Genomic DNA, 16,960 nt, shown 5'->3' on the forward strand with positions numbered 1-16,960 from the left:
GGCCTTGAATGTCCGACCTTTCCAGTCACACCCCGATGATGCAGCAATACTGGCGCCTGAAAAACCAGCACCCTGATCAGTTGATGTTCTATCGCATGGGCGACTTCTACGAGATCTTCTATGAAGATGCGAAGAAGGCCGCCAAGTTGCTGGACATCACCCTGACCGCGCGCGGGCAGTCGGCCGGGCAGGCGATTCCGATGTGTGGGATTCCTTACCACTCGCTGGAAGGTTACCTGGTCAAGCTGGTGAAGCTCGGCGAGTCGGTGGTGATCTGTGAGCAGATCGGCGACCCGGCCACCAGCAAGGGCCCGGTTGAACGTCAGGTGGTGCGCATCATCACCCCGGGCACGGTGAGTGACGAGGCGCTGCTGGATGAACGACGCGACAACCTGATCGCCGCGGTCCTGGGGGACGAGCGCCTGTTCGGCCTCGCGGTGCTGGATATCACCAGCGGTAACTTCACGGTGCTGGAGATCAAGGGCTGGGAAAATCTGCTGGCGGAGCTGGAGCGCGTCAACCCGGTGGAGCTGATGATCCCGGACGACTGGCCAAAGGACCTGCCGGCGGAACGTCGCCGTGGGACCAAGCGCCGTGCACCGTGGGATTTCGAGCGTGACTCGGCGCTGAAAAGTCTGTGCCAGCAATTCTCCGTGCAAGATCTCAAGGGCTTCGGTTGCGAAACCCTGACCCTGGCCATCGGCGCCGCCGGCTGCCTGCTCAGCTACGCCAAGGAAACCCAGCGCACCGCCCTGCCGCATTTGCGCAGCCTGCGTCATGAACGCCTGGACGACACCGTGGTGCTCGATGGCGCCAGCCGTCGCAACCTGGAGCTGGACACCAACCTGGCCGGCGGTCGCGACAACACCCTGCAATCGGTGGTCGACCGTTGCCAGACCGCCATGGGCAGCCGCTTGCTGACCCGCTGGTTGAACCGCCCGCTGCGGGACCTGAAGGTACTGCAAGCCCGTCAAACCTCTATTACCTGCCTGCTGGATCGCTACCGTTTTGAAAAGCTGCAACCGCAGCTCAAGGAAATCGGCGACATCGAGCGGATCCTGGCGCGGATCGGCCTACGTAACGCACGGCCCCGCGACCTGGCCCGCCTGCGCGATGCCCTCGGCGCCCTGCCGCAACTGCAAGCGGCGATGACCGAACTGGAAGCACCGCACCTGCAGCAGTTGGCCGTCACCACCAGCACCTACCCGGAACTGGCGGCGCTGTTGGAAAAAGCCATCATCGACAACCCGCCCGCGATCATTCGTGACGGCGGTGTGTTGAAGACCGGTTACGACACTGAGCTGGACGAACTGCAATCCCTGAGCGAGAACGCCGGGCAGTTCCTGATCGACCTGGAGGCCCGCGAAAAAGCCCGCACCGGCCTCGCCAACCTGAAGGTCGGCTACAACCGCGTGCACGGCTACTTTATCGAGTTGCCAAGCAAGCAGGCCGAGCAGGCGCCAATCGATTACCAGCGCCGCCAGACCCTCAAGGGCGCCGAGCGTTTTATCACCCCGGAACTGAAAGCCTTCGAAGACAAGGCGCTGTCGGCCAAGAGCCGCGCCCTGGCTCGGGAGAAGATGCTCTACGAGGCCTTGCTCGAAAGCCTGATCGACAAGCTGGCGCCCTTGCAGGACACCGCCGCCGCCCTGGCCGAACTGGATGTATTGAACAACCTGGCCGAGCGCGCCCTGAACCTCGACTTGAACTGCCCGCGGTTTGTCAGCGAGCCGTGCATGCGCATCGTGCAAGGCCGCCATCCGGTGGTGGAGCAAGTGTTGACCACACCGTTCGTCGCCAACGACCTGTCGCTGGACGACGACACCCGCATGCTGGTGATCACCGGTCCGAACATGGGCGGTAAATCCACCTACATGCGCCAGACCGCATTGATTGTGCTGCTGGCGCATATCGGCAGCTTCGTGCCGGCGGCCAGTTGCGAGTTGTCCCTGGTAGACCGCATCTTCACCCGCATCGGCTCCAGCGATGACCTGGCTGGTGGTCGCTCGACCTTTATGGTGGAAATGAGCGAAACCGCCAATATCCTGCACAACGCCACCGAACGCAGCCTGGTGCTGATGGACGAAGTGGGCCGCGGCACCAGCACCTTCGACGGGCTGTCGCTGGCCTGGGCTGCAGCCGAGCGATTGGCGCACCTGCGCGCATACACGCTGTTCGCGACGCACTACTTCGAACTGACTGTGTTGCCAGAAAACGAGCCGCTGGTGGCCAACGTTCACCTCAATGCCACGGAGCACAACGAGCGCATCGTGTTCCTGCACCATGTGCTGCCCGGCCCGGCGAGCCAGAGTTACGGGCTGGCCGTGGCACAACTGGCCGGTGTACCGGCAGAGGTGATCACCCGTGCCCGTGAGCACCTGAGCCGCCTGGAAGAAACCGCCCTGCCCCACGAGATTCCAGTGGCCAGCCCGGCCAAAGCCAGCAACAAACCCAGCGCGCCACACCAGAGCGACATGTTCGCCAGCCTGCCGCATCCGGTGCTGGATGAGTTGGCCAAGCTTGACCTGGACGACTTGACGCCACGAAAAGCGCTCGAAATGTTATATGCACTGAAGACTCGGATATAACGCAGACGCTTGCAAGCTGGTAGACTCTCGCGCGGTTTGGGATGCTGCGGGCTTTTAGCCTGGCCTGCAGACTATCGCTCCCGAACCTCGCGAGCCCTGCCACAAAGGGTTTCGCTGCCGCCGCCTGAGGAGAAAATTAGAAATGACCTTCGTCGTCACCGACAACTGCATCAAGTGCAAGTACACCGACTGCGTAGAAGTGTGTCCGGTGGACTGCTTCTACGAAGGCCCGAATTTTTTGGTCATCCACCCGGACGAGTGCATTGACTGCGCCCTGTGTGAGCCAGAATGCCCGGCCGTCGCAATTTTCTCCGAGGACGAAGTCCCGGCAGAGATGCAGGAATTTATTCAGTTGAACGTTGAGCTGGCGGAAGTCTGGCCGAATATCACTGAACGTAAAGATCCGATGCCGGACGCGGCGGAGTGGGATGGCAAAAAAGGCAAGATTGCCGACCTCGAGCGCTGACAGCGTCGATGCCCTCCAAAAGGCCCCTTGCGGGCCTTTTTGCGTTTCTGCGGGGCGGGGTTCACTTTTCTATAGGCAAAAAAAAGGGGCGGTATGACCCGCCCACATTTTTTCCCTAGTCCCTGTGTTCCTTTTCATCGTCCTGATGAATCGCATCCTGCGAGGTTCCCTGAATCATCAATCCTTGATGACTGTGTCAATCCGTGGACACAGGGCTGATCTTAGAGAGTTCCCGGCGAAGTTCAACGGGATCCAAATCGTGGGACTACAGGCTTTCGCACTCAAGACAGAATAAATAGTTGTTATATTTCAATTACATAGAAATATAGACAGTCAGTTCAGGACGTCCGCACCGACGAAAAAACCCAAACGCTTACGAAAAAGTAAGTGAATGCTTACACCAGCAATTACGGAAAAGGGTAACAAGCGACCCTCGGGTGTTCGCCAGACACGAAAAAGCCCCGACACTGTCGAGGCTTTTTTCCCATCCGGTGGATCAGTCGTCGCTGACAGTGATCGTCGGCATCGCCTGGGCCTCGGCTTCCTGCAGGACGATTCGCGCGCCTACGTGGCGGGCCAACTCCTGGTAGACCATGGCAATCTGGCCATCGGGCTCGGCAACCACCGTCGGCTTGCCGCCGTCGGCCTGCTCACGAATCCCCATCGACAGCGGCAGCGACGCCAGCAGTTCAACCCCGTATTGGGTCGCCAGCTTCTCGCCACCGCCTTCACCGAACAGGTGCTCGGCGTGGCCACAGTTGGAGCAGATGTGCACTGCCATGTTTTCCACGACGCCCAGCACCGGGATGTTGACCTTGCGGAACATCTCCACGCCCTTGCGGGCATCCAGCAGCGCCAGGTCCTGGGGCGTGGTGACGATCACCGAGCCGGCCACCGGGACTTTCTGCGCCAGGGTCAACTGGATGTCCCCGGTGCCAGGTGGCATGTCGATCACCAGGTAGTCCAGGTCACCCCAGGCAGTCTGGGTGACCAGTTGCAGCAACGCACCGGAAACCATCGGGCCGCGCCAGACCATCGGCGTGTTGTCGTCGGTCAGGAAGGCCATGGACATCACCTCCACGCCATGGGACTGGATCGGCACGAACCATTTCTGGTCCTTGATCTTCGGCCGGGTGCCTTCGGCGATGCCGAACATTACGCCTTGGCTCGGGCCATAGATGTCGGCGTCGAGAATACCCACCCGCGCGCCCTCGCGGGCCAGGGCCAGGGCCAGGTTGGCGGCGGTGGTGGATTTGCCCACGCCGCCCTTGCCGGAGGCCACGGCCACCACGTTCTTCACGTTGGCCAGGCCCGGGATCTGCGCCTGGGCCTTGTGCGGGGCGATCACGCACTGGATCTCGACCTTGGCCGAGCTGACGCCGTCCAGGCCTTCAATGGCCATTTGCAGCATCTGCGCCCAGCCGCTCTTGAACAGGCCGGCGGCGTAGCCCAGCTCAAGCTGGACCGAAACCTTGTCACCCTGCACATCGATGGCGCGAACGCACCCGGCGCTGACCGGGTCCTGGTTCAGGTAGGGGTCGGTGTACTGGCGAAGAACGGCTTCCACCGCTGCGCGATTGACGGCGCTCATGGGCTACTCCCGAAAAAGACTGACTAAAACAGGCGGCTATCCTAACCGTTCCGGCGCCCCAGCGGCACGCTTTCGGCCACCTGGAAAATCCTGAAACAGCTGCACGGGGTGAAATAAATTTCCCGGCGCTTTATAGTGGCCGACCTCCGTTTCATCAAGTAGCCGAGCCCCATGTCCGAGCCACGCAAGATCCTCGTCACCAGCGCCCTGCCCTATGCCAATGGTTCCATCCACCTTGGCCATATGCTTGAGTACATCCAGACCGATATGTGGGTGCGCTTCCAGAAGCATCGCGGCAATCAATGCATTTATGTCTGCGCGGACGACGCCCACGGTTCGGCCATCATGTTGCGCGCCGAGAAGGAAGGGATCACCCCGGAACAACTGATCGCCAATGTCCAGGCTGAACACAGCGCCGACTTTGCCGAGTTCCTGGTGGACTTCGACAACTTCCACTCGACCCACTCCGAAGAAAACCGCGAGCTGTCGAGCCAGATCTACCTGCGCCTCAAAGAAGCCGGGCACATCGATACGCGTTCGATCACCCAGTACTTCGACCCGGAAAAGAAAATGTTCCTGGCCGACCGCTTCATCAAGGGCACCTGCCCGAAATGCGGCACTGAGGACCAGTACGGCGACAACTGCGAAAAATGCGGCGCCACTTATGCGCCTACCGATTTGAAGGATCCGAAGTCGGCCATCTCCGGCGCCACTCCGGTGCTCAAGGATTCCCAGCACTTCTTCTTCAAGCTTCCGGATTTCCAGCAAATGCTGCAAACCTGGACCCGCAGCGGCACCCTGCAGGACGCCGTGGCCAACAAGATCGCCGAATGGCTGGACGCCGGCCTGCAGCAATGGGACATCTCCCGCGATGCGCCGTACTTCGGTTTTGAGATCCCGGGCGAGCCAGGCAAGTACTTCTATGTGTGGCTGGACGCGCCGATCGGCTACATGGCCAGCTTCAAGAACCTGTGCGACCGTACGCCTACGCTTGATTTCGACGCGTTCTGGGCCAAGGACTCCACCGCCGAGCTGTATCACTTCATCGGCAAGGACATCGTCAACTTCCACGCGCTGTTCTGGCCGGCGATGCTCGAAGGCTCGGGCTACCGCAAGCCGACCGGCATCGCGGTTCACGGCTACCTGACGGTCAATGGCCAGAAGATGTCCAAGTCCCGTGGCACCTTTATCAAAGCGCGCACCTACCTGGACCACCTGTCGCCGGAATACCTGCGCTACTACTACGCGTCCAAGCTGGGCCGTGGCGTCGACGACCTCGACCTGAACCTGGAAGACTTCGTACAGAAGGTCAACTCGGACCTGGTGGGCAAGGTGGTCAACATCGCCAGCCGTTGCGCCGGGTTTATCCACAAGGGCAATGCCGGTGTGCTGGTGGCGGAAAACGCCGCGCCGGAGCTGACCGACGCGTTCCTGGCCGCTGCACCAAGCATCGCCGACGCCTATGAAGCCCGCGACTTTGCCCGCGCCATGCGCGAGATCATGGGCCTGGCCGACCGTGCCAACGCCTGGATCGCCGACAAGGCGCCATGGTCGCTGAATAAACAGGAAGGCAAGCAGGCGCAAGTCCAGGCCATCTGCGCTACGGGCGTCAACCTGTTCCGCCAGTTGGTGATCTTCCTCAAGCCGGTGCTGCCGCTGCTGGCGGCCGACGCCGAGGCGTTCCTCAACGTGCCGCCGCTGACCTGGAACGACCACGCGACCTTGCTCGCCAACCATCAGTTGAATGAGTTCAAGCCGTTGATGACCCGCATCGACCCGGTAAAAGTCCAGGCCATGAGCGACGCTTCCAAAGAAGACCTCGAAGCCAGCAAGACCGACACCGGCGAAACGGCTACGGCGGGCAATGGCGAACTGGCGAAAGATCCGCTGTCGCCAGAAATCGACTTCGACGCCTTTGCCGCAGTGGACCTGCGGGTTGCGCTGATCATCAAGGCCGAAGCTGTGGAAGGCGCCGACAAGCTGCTGCGCCTGACCCTGGACATCGGTGACGAGCAACGCAACGTGTTCTCCGGGATCAAGAGCGCCTACCCGGATCCGTCCAAGCTCGACGGCCGCCTGACCATGATGATCGCCAACCTCAAGCCACGGAAAATGAAGTTCGGCATCTCCGAAGGCATGGTGATGGCAGCCGGCCCTGGTGGTGAAGAGATCTACCTCCTGAGCCCGGACAGCGGCGCCAAGCCGGGTCAGCGCATCAAGTAAACCGCGAACTGCCCCATGGTCACTGCCATGGGGCGGTTTGAGCTAGTACCCCCTCCTCGCTTGCCGGATAATCGGATTCTGTTTGCTTAACCCGGCACGACCATGACCGATACACTTCCCACCGTTGTCAGCGCAGCCTTGTTCAGCAACGTCGTGTTGCAGATACCGCTGGCTGTCGCCCCGGTGCTGGCCATGGCTTTTCCAGGTTCCAACGCAATGATCAAACCATGAGCCTGATTCAACGTATCGACGCCCTGCTGCCACAAACCCAATGTGGCAAATGTGGGCATCCTGGCTGCAAGCCCTACGCAGAAGGCATTGCCCAAGGCGAGGCGATCAACAAGTGCCCACCGGGCGGCCACGAAACCATCGCCGGCCTGGCCCAGCTATTGAAACTCCCGGAGCTGGAGCTGGACGCATCCCGAGGTGAGGCGCCCGCGCAGGTCGCGTTTATCCGTGAGGCAGAGTGCATCGGCTGTACCAAATGCATCCAGGCCTGCCCGGTGGACGCCATCGTCGGTGCTGCAAAGTTGATGCACACGGTGATTATCGATGAGTGCACGGGCTGCGACCTGTGTGTGGCGCCTTGCCCGGTTGATTGCATCGAAATGCGTCCGTTGACCACGGTATTAGCGATTGTCGGCGGGTTGGCTTCCACCGTTCACGAGCGCCAGGCACGCAGCCTCAAGCGTGACCGGGCCCGGCGACGTTTTGAACAGCGCAACACGCGGCTGCAGCGCGAGGAGGAACGCAAGTGTGCCGAACGCCTGGCGCGTACCCCGCGCGCAGCCCCGGTGACAACGGCCACGGTTAACCCGGTACAGGCCGCCATTGAGCGCGTTCGTGCCCAAAAAGCCGCCGCGATGGACGCCGCCTTGAAGAAGGCCAAGATCAACCTGGCCATGAGCCGTGCCCAACTGCACAAAACCTTGAAAGCCTTCGGCCACCCGCCGACTTTTGAACAGCAGGCGCAGTTGATCACCCTGCAACAGCAGTTCGAAACAGCAGAGCAGGCGCTCGCGGCGTTGGCGGGGCCCGATGCCCACACTTGAACCCCTTGATCACCAGCCGCACGCGATGAAGCGTGTACGGCTGCTGGCCGCCGCGTTTATCCTGCCCGGGTTATTGCCCGCCTGGGCCGTTCTTCATAACCCACTGACTGCCCGCAAGGAACCGCTCGCCCCATGAACGCCGCAAAACGCCTGGAAATTTTCCGCCGGCTTCACGAAGACAACCCGGAACCGAAAACCGAACTGGCCTATTCCTCGCCGTTCGAGTTGCTGATCGCGGTGATTCTCTCGGCCCAGTCCACAGACGTCGGCGTCAACAAGGCCACCGCCAAGCTGTATCCAGTGGCCAACACACCGGAGGCGATTTACGCGCTTGGGGTTGAAGGGTTGTCGGAATACATCAAGACCATCGGCCTGTACAACAGCAAGGCGAAGAATGTCATCGAGACCTGCCGGCTGCTGGTGGAGTTGCACGGCAGTGAAGTACCACAGACGCGGGAAGCCCTGGAAGCGCTTCCGGGCGTAGGCCGCAAAACGGCCAACGTGGTGCTCAATACGGCATTTCGCCAATTGACCATGGCGGTGGATACGCACATTTTTCGGGTCAGCAACCGCACCGGGATTGCCCGTGGGAAGAATGTGGTGGAGGTAGAAAAACAGCTGATGAAGTTTGTGCCCAAGCCCTACCTGCTGGATTCACATCATTGGTTGATCCTTCACGGACGCTATGTCTGCCAGGCCCGCAAGCCGCGCTGTGGCAGTTGTCGCATCGAAGACCTGTGCGAATACAAGGAAAAGACTTCCGACGATTGAGCCATCATTGCTTTTATCGATGAGTCGATTGAAAAAATCTTTTTTACCAGGCCCGAGATTATCGTTATAAGGAGCGCCAACGGCAGTCTTAGCCTGGAGTTAACCTTATGAGCACTGGCAAAGAACAACTGGATGTAGAAGACGACGTTGTTGGCGCTGAATCTGACGATGATGCAGCAGAAACACCGGTAGAGGTGGCCAAGACCAATTTGAGCAAACGCCGCACCATCGATAACCTTCTGGAAGAGCGGCGCTTGCAAAAACAGTTGGCCGATTACGACTTCGATCTCTAATCGACCCAACGATAAACAGAAGCCTCCCTCACGGAGGCTTTTTACTGCATGCCAGTGCCGCCGAGCTACACCAACCCGTTGCGCTGGGCCAGCTCGATCAAATCCACCAGGGAGCGTGCGTTGAGCTTGAGCAGCAAGCGAGTCTTGTAGGTGCTCACGGTTTTGTTGCTCAGGAACATGCCATCGGCGATCTCCTTGTTGGTCTTGCCGCGGGCCAGTTGCTGCAACACCATCATCTCCCGGCCGGACAGGCGCTCGACCATGTCCGCCTCGCTGGCGTTACCCATGGTGGAGCGCACCGAATTCAGCGCCTGGTTCGGGAAGTAGCTGTACCCGCACAGCACTGCCTTGACGGCACTCAATAGCTCGGTGAGGTCCTGTTGCTTGCACACATAACCGGCAGCACCCGCCTGCATGCAACGCATGGAAAAATGCCCGGGCGCCTGAGAGGTGAGCACCAGCACCTTGAAGGGATGGGCCTGTTTGGTAGATGACAGACGGCATATAACTTCCAGGCCATCAAGTTTGGGAATTCCAATATCCAGTATGACAATGTCCGGCATATGCTCGCGCGCAAGTTGCAAGGCATCGACACCGTTATCGGTCTCGGCGACGACCTCATAACTATGACGCTCCATAAGCATACGCACAGCAAGACGAATGACGGGATGATCATCCACGATCAGCACTTTATTCATGGGCAAGTCCAATTTCGCTGTTCGAATTATTAAGAGCAAGCACAATAGCCTAGTCGTTTCCCGCTTGGCATAGCGCTCCCCCCCAAGCAACAGCAAGCAGAGACCCAACCCACAACGATATAGGATTTAACCTACAAAAAAACTCCAACACGGAGGCATCCGACTTTATTGAGGCTTTCAGAAGTTTCCGAGTACAAACATACTTTGAATGAATATTCCCCGAATGGCCGGGGCCAAGGTAAACGTGCCGCACACAAGTTTCAGCCAATGCCCCTTGCTTCCTGCCAGAACGCCCATACATCGGGGACGAAGCGTGCTCTCTAAAAGTTCCATCTCGCATATTTGATTTCACTCCAAAAATCCTACAGGCATGTCAGCAACTGACATGCACGTCGTACATTCATGAGTGAATTTTCTGTAGTACATAGTTCCTGTGTACGCAAAAAAAAGCATTTTCAACAATGCAGCCCTTAATACGCCAGGTTGAGCCTTAACAATAAACATTGCCCCTGTAAAACTATAAACATTCACTTAATGCCAATGAACGCATGACGATTGCATGCTACAAACTTAAACAAGGCGTACCAGACTCCGTATTCCGGGCAAAAAAAATGGCCCCTGGAAAGGGGCCATTGTTATCACCAGCTAAAACACTCAGAACAACTTGCGACCTTTGTTGGCCGCAATGCGCATGCGCAATGCGTTCAGCTTGATGAAGCCTGCCGCATCTGCCTGGTTGTAGGCGCCGCCGTCTTCTTCGAAGGTGGCGATGTTGGCATCGAACAGCGACTCGTCGGACTTGCGACCAGTCACGATCACGTTGCCCTTGTACAGCTTCAGGCGCACAACGCCGTTCACGTGTGCCTGGGAAGCGTCGATCATCTGTTGCAGCATCAGGCGCTCAGGGCTCCACCAGTAACCGGTGTAGATGAGGCTGGCGTATTTCGGCATCAGCTCATCCTTAAGGTGAGCGACTTCGCGGTCCAGGGTGATGGACTCGATGGCGCGGTGAGCGCGCAGCATGATGGTGCCGCCCGGGGTCTCGTAGCAGCCACGGGACTTCATGCCCACGTAACGGTTCTCGACGATGTCGAGGCGGCCGATACCGTGTTCGCCACCGATACGGTTCAGGGTCGCCAATACGGTGGCCGGGGTCATTTCGACGCCGTCCAGCGCGACGATGTCGCCGTTGCGGTAGGTCAGTTCCAGGTACTGGGCCTTGTCAGGAGCGTTCTCTGGGGAGACGGTCCATTTCCACATGTCTTCTTCGTGCTCGGTCCAGGTGTCTTCCAGCACGCCGCCTTCGTAGGAGATGTGCAGCAAGTTGGCGTCCATCGAGTACGGGGACTTCTTCTTGCCGTGACGCTCGATCGGGATGTTGTGCTTTTCGGCGTAATCCATCAGTTTTTCACGGGACAGCAGGTCCCATTCACGCCACGGAGCAATCACTTTTACGCCTGGCTTCAAGGCATAGGCGCCCAGTTCGAAACGCACCTGGTCGTTACCCTTGCCGGTGGCGCCATGGGAGATGGCGTCGGCGCCGGTTTCGTTGGCGATTTCGATCAGGCGCTTGGCGATCAGCGGACGTGCGATGGAAGTACCCAGCAGGTACTCGCCTTCGTAGACGGTGTTGGCGCGAAACATCGGGAAAACGAAATCGCGGACGAACTCTTCGCGCAGGTCGTCAATGTAGATCTCTTTCACGCCCATGGCTTGCGCCTTGGCACGTGCAGGTTCGACCTCTTCGCCCTGACCCAGGTCAGCGGTGAAGGTCACCACTTCACAGTTATAAGTATCCTGCAGCCACTTGAGGATCACCGAAGTGTCCAGGCCGCCGGAATACGCGAGAACGACCTTGTTTACGTCGGCCATGCCATCACTCCACGGGGTTGTACGGAAAGGCGTCGATTCTACCGATCAAAACCGTGAAATTACAGAGGCGCGACAGCAAATGAAGATAAAGCGACAGATTATGTCGAGTGAGCGACCCAGCGCCGCACCTTATGAGGTGGCGGCCGCGTTGCCGGGTGCCTTGGCTTGGGGCGCCGGTTTCTCGGGGGCTGCCACCCGTTCGAGCTGAATATTCACCCGGCGATTTTTTGCCCGGTTGGCCGCATTGGTGTTCGGCGCCAGCGGGTAGCTTTCGCCATGAAAACGCAGGGTAATCTGCGATTCCTGGATGCCATTGGCCTTGAAGTAGTCCATCACCGCCAACGCGCGACGCCGCGAGACATCACGATTGGTCAGGCGATTGCCACTGTTGTCGGAGTGACCGTTCAGCTCGACGTGGTTGACCGTGGGGTCGGCTTTCATGAACTCGAGAATCACCGAGAGCTTCTTCTTCGCCGCCGCATCCAGTTCAATGCCACCACCGGGGAAGCCCACTTCGGTCTGTTTGACCTGCTCGTAGTTCATCGGCAGCAGCTTGGTGGTACACAGCTGATAGTCGTTGTAGGCCTTGTTGAATTTCACCGGCAACAGGCGAATCTCGGAGTAGCCTCCTTCGCGCCCATAGTGCCGCACAGTCGGGCTGCGGCCTTCGAGCAAACCGGTGAACAAGCGCCCGGCCTGGGCCTGGGAGCTGTTAAACAGTACGTCACCACTGCCGACACGCACCGCGCCCAGGTTGATATCACCGCGCCCCGGTTGCCACGGCGCAGCTGCCGCGAGCAGGGTCGCGGAACCGGCGCCCAACGAACCGTTAAAGGCTTTCAGACGAAACGTCGCCTGCTCGCCGGCCCGGCGCACGAACTCGCCCGAGCCAAAATCGGTGATCGGCTGGGTCAGGCGGCACTCGAATTTATCGCCCTCCACTTTCCACTCAATATTCTCCAGACGTGTCTGGAACGTGAGGGCCATGGCGGGCAGGCTCGCGAACACACTGAGCAGGGCTAGATAATGCTGGCGCACGGGCGGCTCCACTGGTTTCTACAACACATCAAGGCGTCATACATCGTTAAGGCATACCCAGGGATATCGGTCGCATCCTGCAAAACTTGATAGCGAGTGCCTGCAAGAGTCTTTTCCGGTAGCATTCCCACCAGATTGACCCGCCTGGAATCCCCAATGTCCGACCGCCTGACCCTGCTGCGTCCCGACGACTGGCATATTCATCTTCGCGATGGTGCTGCGTTGCCCCAAACCGTGGCCGATGTAGCGCGCACGTTTGGCCGCGCCATCATCATGCCTAACCTGGTACCTCCGGTGCGTAACGCCGCGCAAGCCGACGCCTATCGCCAGCGTATCCTCGCTGTACGACCGGCCGGCAGCCGCTTCGAACCGTTGATGGTGCTGTACCTCACCGACCTCACTAAGCCCGAAGAAATTCGCGAGGCCAAGGCCAGTGGTTTCGTGCACGCCGCCAAGCTGTACCCGGCCGGCGCGACCACCAACTCCGATTCCGGCGTGACCAGTATCGACAAGATCCTGCCGGCCATCGAAGCCATGGCCGAAGTGGGCATGCCGCTGCTGATCCACGGTGAAGTCACCCGGGGTGATGTGGATGTGTTCGATCGTGAAAAGATCTTCATCGACGAACACATGCGCCGCGTGGTCGAGTTGTTCCCGACCCTCAAGGTCGTGTTCGAACACATCACCACCGCTGAGGCCGTGCAGTTCGTCACCGAGGCTTCGGCCAACGTCGGCGCGACCATCACCGCGCATCACCTTTTATACAACCGCAACCACATGCTGGTGGGCGGGATTCGGCCGCACTTCTATTGCCTGCCGATTCTCAAGCGCAACACGCACCAGGTGGCGCTGCTTGATGCCGCCACCAGTGGCAGCGAGAAGTTTTTCCTCGGCACCGACTCTGCACCTCACGCCCAACACGCCAAGGAAGCTGCGTGTGGGTGTGCCGGCTGCTACACCGCCTATGCGGCAATCGAGTTGTATGCCGAAGCGTTCGAACAACGCAACGCCCTGGACAAGCTTGAAGGGTTCGCCAGCCTCAACGGCCCGCGCTTCTATGGCCTGCCGGCGAATACTGATCGCATTACCCTGGTCCGTGAAGACTGGACCGCCCCCACCAGCCTGCCGTTTGGCGAGCTGACCGTTATCCCGCTGCGCGCCGGTGAAACACTGCGCTGGCGCCTGCTGGAGGAACACCCGTGAGTGAAGACCATTACGACGACGACCAGGAACACGGCGGCGGTGGGGGCGGTTCCCGTCACCCGATGGCCGAGCGTTTTCGTGGCTACCTGCCGGTTGTCATCGACGTAGAAACCGGTGGTTTCAATTGCGCCACCGATGCGTTGCTGGAAATTGCTGCCACGACGATCGGCATGGATGAACAGGGTTTCGTGTTCCCGGAACACACCCACTTCTTCCGCGTCGAGCCGTTCGAAGGCGCCAACATCGAAGCGGCCGCCCTGGAGTTCACCGGAATCAAGCTGGACCATCCGCTGCGCATGGCAGTCAGTGAAGAAGCGGCGTTGACCGACATCTTCCGTGGCGTACGCAAGGCCTTGAAGGCCAATGGCTGCAAACGCGCGATCCTGGTGGGCCACAACAGCAGCTTCGACCTGGGCTTCCTCAACGCCGCCGTGACGCGCCTGGACATGAAGCGCAACCCGTTTCATCCGTTCTCCAGCTTCGACACCGCCACCCTCGCAGGCTTGGCCTATGGCCAGACCGTGCTGGCCAAGGCGTGCCAGGCTGCCGGTATCGACTTTGACGGTCGCGAGGCCCACTCGGCCCGCTACGACACCGAGAAGACAGCCGAGCTGTTCTGCGGCATCGTCAACCGCTGGAAACAAATGGGCGGCTGGGAAGACTTCGGCGACTGAAGCTGACCCAAACAAGACCTCTGCAGCGAGCGGGCTTCTGTGACGAGGGGGCTTGCTCGCGCTGGGCTGCGTAGCGGCCCCGATAACCCCGCCGTGGTTAACCTGTTAAACCGCGGTGTCAGGTTCTGGGGCCGCTTCGCAGCCCAGCGCGAGCAAGCTCGCTCGCCACAACAGCTTGCTCGCCACAAAACCAAATGCAGCACATAAAAAAACCGGCCTTCTCAGGCCGGTTTTTTTGTACCGCGAAGCTGGCTTACAACTTGCCAGCGTTCTCGGTCAGGTAAGCCGCAACGCCTTCTGGCGAAGCGTTCATGCCTTTGTCGCCTTTTTTCCAGTTGGCAGGGCAGACTTCGCCGTGCTCTTCGTGGAATTGCAGAGCGTCGACCAGGCGGATCAGCTCTTCCATGTTACGGCCCAGCGGCAGGTCGTTGATGATCTGCGAGCGCACAACGCCCTTGTCGTCGATCAGGAACGCGCCACGGAAGGCCACGCCGCCTTCGGACTCAACGTCGTAGGCCTTGGCGATGTCGTGCTTCATGTCGGCAGCCATGGTGTATTTGACTTTGCCGATGCCGCCATCATTGATGGCGGTGTTGCGCCAGGCGTTGTGGGTGAAATGGGAGTCGATGGAAACGGCTACCACTTCAACGTTACGCGCCTTGAAGTCGTCCATGCGGTGATCCAGAGCGATCAGCTCCGAAGGGCAGACGAAGGTGAAGTCCAGCGGGTAGAAGAACACCAGGCCGTATTTGCCTTTGATGGCTTCAGACAGTTTGAAGCTGTCTACGATTTCGCCATTGCCGAGGACGGCAGGTACGTCGAAATCCGGGGCTTTTTTGCCGACGAGTACGCTCATTGGGTATCTCCTGATGGTGGTGACTTGAAGTAAAAGGATCCCTTCCAGTGTGCCGTGGGTAGACGACAGCCCTGTGACGGGATCACGCTTCGTGAAGACCGACCATCATACACGGCTCGGGAAAAAACCGTTCGTCAGTGGGTAATCATTCTGACCCAAACCATCGAGAAACTACTTTGACAATCATTCTCGTTAACATTAAGATCCATCGCACTTAAGCCTTACCCGCGATGGTTCTCCCTTATGTATGTCTGCCTCTGCACTGGCGTCACCGACGGACAAATCCGCGAAGCAATCTATGAAGGTTGCTGCAGCTACAAGGAAGTACGTGAAACCACCGGCGTTGCCAGCCAATGCGGCAAATGCGCCTGCCTCGCCAAGCAAGTGGTACGGGAGACCCTGACGCAGCTGCAAACTGCCCAGGCTGCGATCCCCTACTCAGCAGAATTTACACACGCTTAATCGGCGTGTTTTAAAGAACCGGACTTAGTGTCCGGTTTTTTTATGCCCGCAATTCAAACAGTTAGCGCGAAGACGCGGAACACAAACATTCTTATTCCGATTAATTTTCATTTATTATTCAATAACTTAGGTTTGACAGTAGTAAATGCGCAGCTCAAACTCCGCCTTATATACAGCTAATACAGGGCAGGACCCCCATCATGAAAGGCGACATTACAGTCATCCAGCAACTCAACAAAATCCTTGCCAATGAACTGGTCGCGATCAATCAGTACTTCTTGCATGCGCGCATGTATGACGATTGGGGCCTGGAAAAGCTGGGCAAGCGTGAATACAAAGAATCCATCAAGGCCATGAAGGACGCAGACGCGCTGATCAAGCGCATCCTGTTCCTGGAAGGCCTGCCGAACGTGCAGGACCTGGGCAAGCTGAACATCGGCGAGCACACCCAGGAAATGATCAACTGCGACCTGAACTTCGAGCGCAAGAGCCACGCTGACCTCAAGGCCGCCATCGCGCATTGCGAAACCAAGGGCGACTTCGGCAGCCGTGAACTGCTGGAAGATATCCTTGAAGACCAGGAAGAACACATCGACTGGCTCGAAACCCAAATCGGCCTGATCGGCAAAGTGACTATCGAGAATTACCTGCAATCGCAGATGGGTGAATAACCCTTAATTCCCAGCCACTAAAAAGCCCCGCTCTCTTTCGAGAAGCGGGGCTTTTTTATTGCCGCTACCTGGAATAAATCAGGCTTCGGTCTTCGCAGCGGCTTTTTCTGCTGCGTCTTTGATCAGTGCCTGCAACGAACCATCGGCCGCCATTTCGGTGATGATGTCGCTACCGCCGACCAGCTCACCGGCAACCCACAGCTGCGGGAAGGTTGGCCAGTTAGCGTACTTCGGCAGGTTGGCGCGGATTTCCGGGTTCTGCAGGATATCCACGTAGGCGAATTTCTCGCCACATTGCATGATTGCCTGGGAAGCCTTTGCGGAGAAGCCACACTGGGGAGCGTTAGGTGCGCCCTTCATGTAAAGCAGAATAGTGTTGCTGGCAATCTGCTCTTTGATCGTTTCGATGATATCCATGGAACACCTCGGCTGGAACTTTCCGACTCATGGGTCGGCACGGTGGCGCATTGTAACGCAAACCCCAGCGTGACGCTCGGACTCC

General features: G+C 58.9%; 16 protein-coding genes and 1 pseudogene. 11 read left to right on the top strand and 6 right to left on the bottom strand.

Annotated elements, in window-relative coordinates; genetic code table 11:
- Positions 1-8 precede the first annotated feature (8 nt).
- The gene (mutS, locus tag ACZRN6_RS12795) at positions 9-2,588 is read left to right on the top strand and encodes a DNA mismatch repair protein MutS (protein WP_464008118.1); all 2,580 of its coding nucleotides are present in this window, start codon (positions 9-11) and stop codon (positions 2,586-2,588) included.
- Between the two features lie 142 nt (positions 2,589-2,730).
- Entirely contained in the window at positions 2,731-3,054 is a 324-nt protein-coding gene (gene fdxA, locus ACZRN6_RS12800; protein WP_200433015.1) for a ferredoxin FdxA, read from the top strand.
- A gap of 496 nt (positions 3,055-3,550) precedes the next feature.
- On the opposite strand, the gene apbC is transcribed toward fdxA, so the two are convergent.
- Complete coding sequence (gene apbC / locus ACZRN6_RS12805; RefSeq protein ID WP_322147189.1) at positions 3,551-4,645, bottom strand: iron-sulfur cluster carrier protein ApbC; 1,095 nt, start codon at positions 4,643-4,645, stop codon at positions 3,551-3,553.
- Between the two features lie 171 nt (positions 4,646-4,816).
- On the opposite strand from apbC, the gene metG reads away from it, so the two are divergent.
- From metG to ACZRN6_RS12830, 5 genes and pseudogenes are all read left to right on the top strand, one after another.
- The gene (gene metG, locus ACZRN6_RS12810; protein ID WP_464008119.1) at positions 4,817-6,868 is read left to right on the top strand and encodes a methionine--tRNA ligase; all 2,052 of its coding nucleotides are present in this window, start codon (positions 4,817-4,819) and stop codon (positions 6,866-6,868) included.
- A 102-nt stretch (positions 6,869-6,970) separates the two neighbouring features.
- Positions 6,971-7,099 (top strand): hypothetical protein, encoded by a 129-nt coding sequence (locus tag ACZRN6_RS12815; protein WP_322147191.1) that lies wholly within the window; start codon positions 6,971-6,973, stop codon positions 7,097-7,099.
- A pseudogene (gene rsxB, locus ACZRN6_RS12820) lies at positions 7,096-7,488 on the top strand (electron transport complex subunit RsxB); the annotation flags it as partial. The gene ACZRN6_RS12815 and the pseudogene rsxB, both read left to right, overlap by 4 nt.
- Positions 7,489-8,052: 564 nt before the next feature.
- Complete coding sequence (gene nth / locus ACZRN6_RS12825; protein ID WP_010170146.1) at positions 8,053-8,691, top strand: endonuclease III; 639 nt, start codon at positions 8,053-8,055, stop codon at positions 8,689-8,691.
- A 107-nt stretch (positions 8,692-8,798) separates the two neighbouring features.
- The gene (locus ACZRN6_RS12830) at positions 8,799-8,984 is read left to right on the top strand and encodes a PA3496 family putative envelope integrity protein (protein ID WP_226475650.1); all 186 of its coding nucleotides are present in this window, start codon (positions 8,799-8,801) and stop codon (positions 8,982-8,984) included.
- A 65-nt stretch (positions 8,985-9,049) separates the two neighbouring features.
- On the opposite strand, the gene ACZRN6_RS12835 is transcribed toward ACZRN6_RS12830, so the two are convergent.
- The 3 genes from ACZRN6_RS12835 to ACZRN6_RS12845 all read right to left on the bottom strand — a co-directional run bounded on the left by ACZRN6_RS12835 (position 9,050) and on the right by ACZRN6_RS12845 (position 12,592).
- A complete protein-coding gene (locus ACZRN6_RS12835) occupies positions 9,050-9,682 on the bottom strand; it encodes a response regulator transcription factor (RefSeq protein WP_003208698.1) in 633 nt (210 codons plus the stop codon).
- Positions 9,683-10,336: 654 nt separating this feature from the next.
- Complete coding sequence (locus tag ACZRN6_RS12840) at positions 10,337-11,554, bottom strand: argininosuccinate synthase (protein ID WP_088422930.1); 1,218 nt, start codon at positions 11,552-11,554, stop codon at positions 10,337-10,339.
- Positions 11,555-11,683: 129 nt separating this feature from the next.
- Entirely contained in the window at positions 11,684-12,592 is a 909-nt protein-coding gene (locus ACZRN6_RS12845; RefSeq protein ID WP_322147192.1) for a flagellar protein MotY, read from the bottom strand.
- A gap of 156 nt (positions 12,593-12,748) precedes the next feature.
- Between ACZRN6_RS12845 and pyrC the strand changes: the two genes are divergently transcribed.
- On the top strand, positions 12,749-13,795 hold the full coding sequence (gene pyrC / locus ACZRN6_RS12850; RefSeq protein ID WP_322147193.1) for a dihydroorotase: 1,047 nt from the start codon (positions 12,749-12,751) through the stop codon (positions 13,793-13,795).
- Positions 13,792-14,469, top strand: coding sequence for a ribonuclease T (rnt, locus tag ACZRN6_RS12855; RefSeq protein ID WP_076015417.1), 678 nt, complete (start codon positions 13,792-13,794; stop codon positions 14,467-14,469). Before pyrC ends, rnt begins: the two co-directional genes overlap by 4 nt.
- Before the next feature lie 253 nt (positions 14,470-14,722).
- Here the strand turns inward: rnt and ACZRN6_RS12860 are convergent, their stop codons facing one another.
- Complete coding sequence (locus ACZRN6_RS12860; RefSeq protein WP_322147194.1) at positions 14,723-15,325, bottom strand: peroxiredoxin; 603 nt, start codon at positions 15,323-15,325, stop codon at positions 14,723-14,725.
- A gap of 243 nt (positions 15,326-15,568) precedes the next feature.
- Between ACZRN6_RS12860 and ACZRN6_RS12865 the strand changes: the two genes are divergently transcribed.
- Together ACZRN6_RS12865 and bfr are read left to right on the top strand one after the other, a co-directional pair.
- Positions 15,569-15,787, top strand: coding sequence for a bacterioferritin-associated ferredoxin (locus ACZRN6_RS12865; protein WP_003208706.1), 219 nt, complete (start codon positions 15,569-15,571; stop codon positions 15,785-15,787).
- 200 nt (positions 15,788-15,987) lie between these two features.
- Positions 15,988-16,458, top strand: coding sequence for a bacterioferritin (gene bfr / locus ACZRN6_RS12870; protein ID WP_322147196.1), 471 nt, complete (start codon positions 15,988-15,990; stop codon positions 16,456-16,458).
- 78 nt (positions 16,459-16,536) lie between these two features.
- On the opposite strand, the gene grxD is transcribed toward bfr, so the two are convergent.
- On the bottom strand, positions 16,537-16,875 hold the full coding sequence (gene grxD / locus ACZRN6_RS12875) for a Grx4 family monothiol glutaredoxin (RefSeq protein ID WP_088422925.1): 339 nt from the start codon (positions 16,873-16,875) through the stop codon (positions 16,537-16,539).
- Between the last annotated feature and the right edge of the window lie 85 nt (positions 16,876-16,960).

This window comes from Pseudomonas sp. A125, from assembly GCF_055409485.1.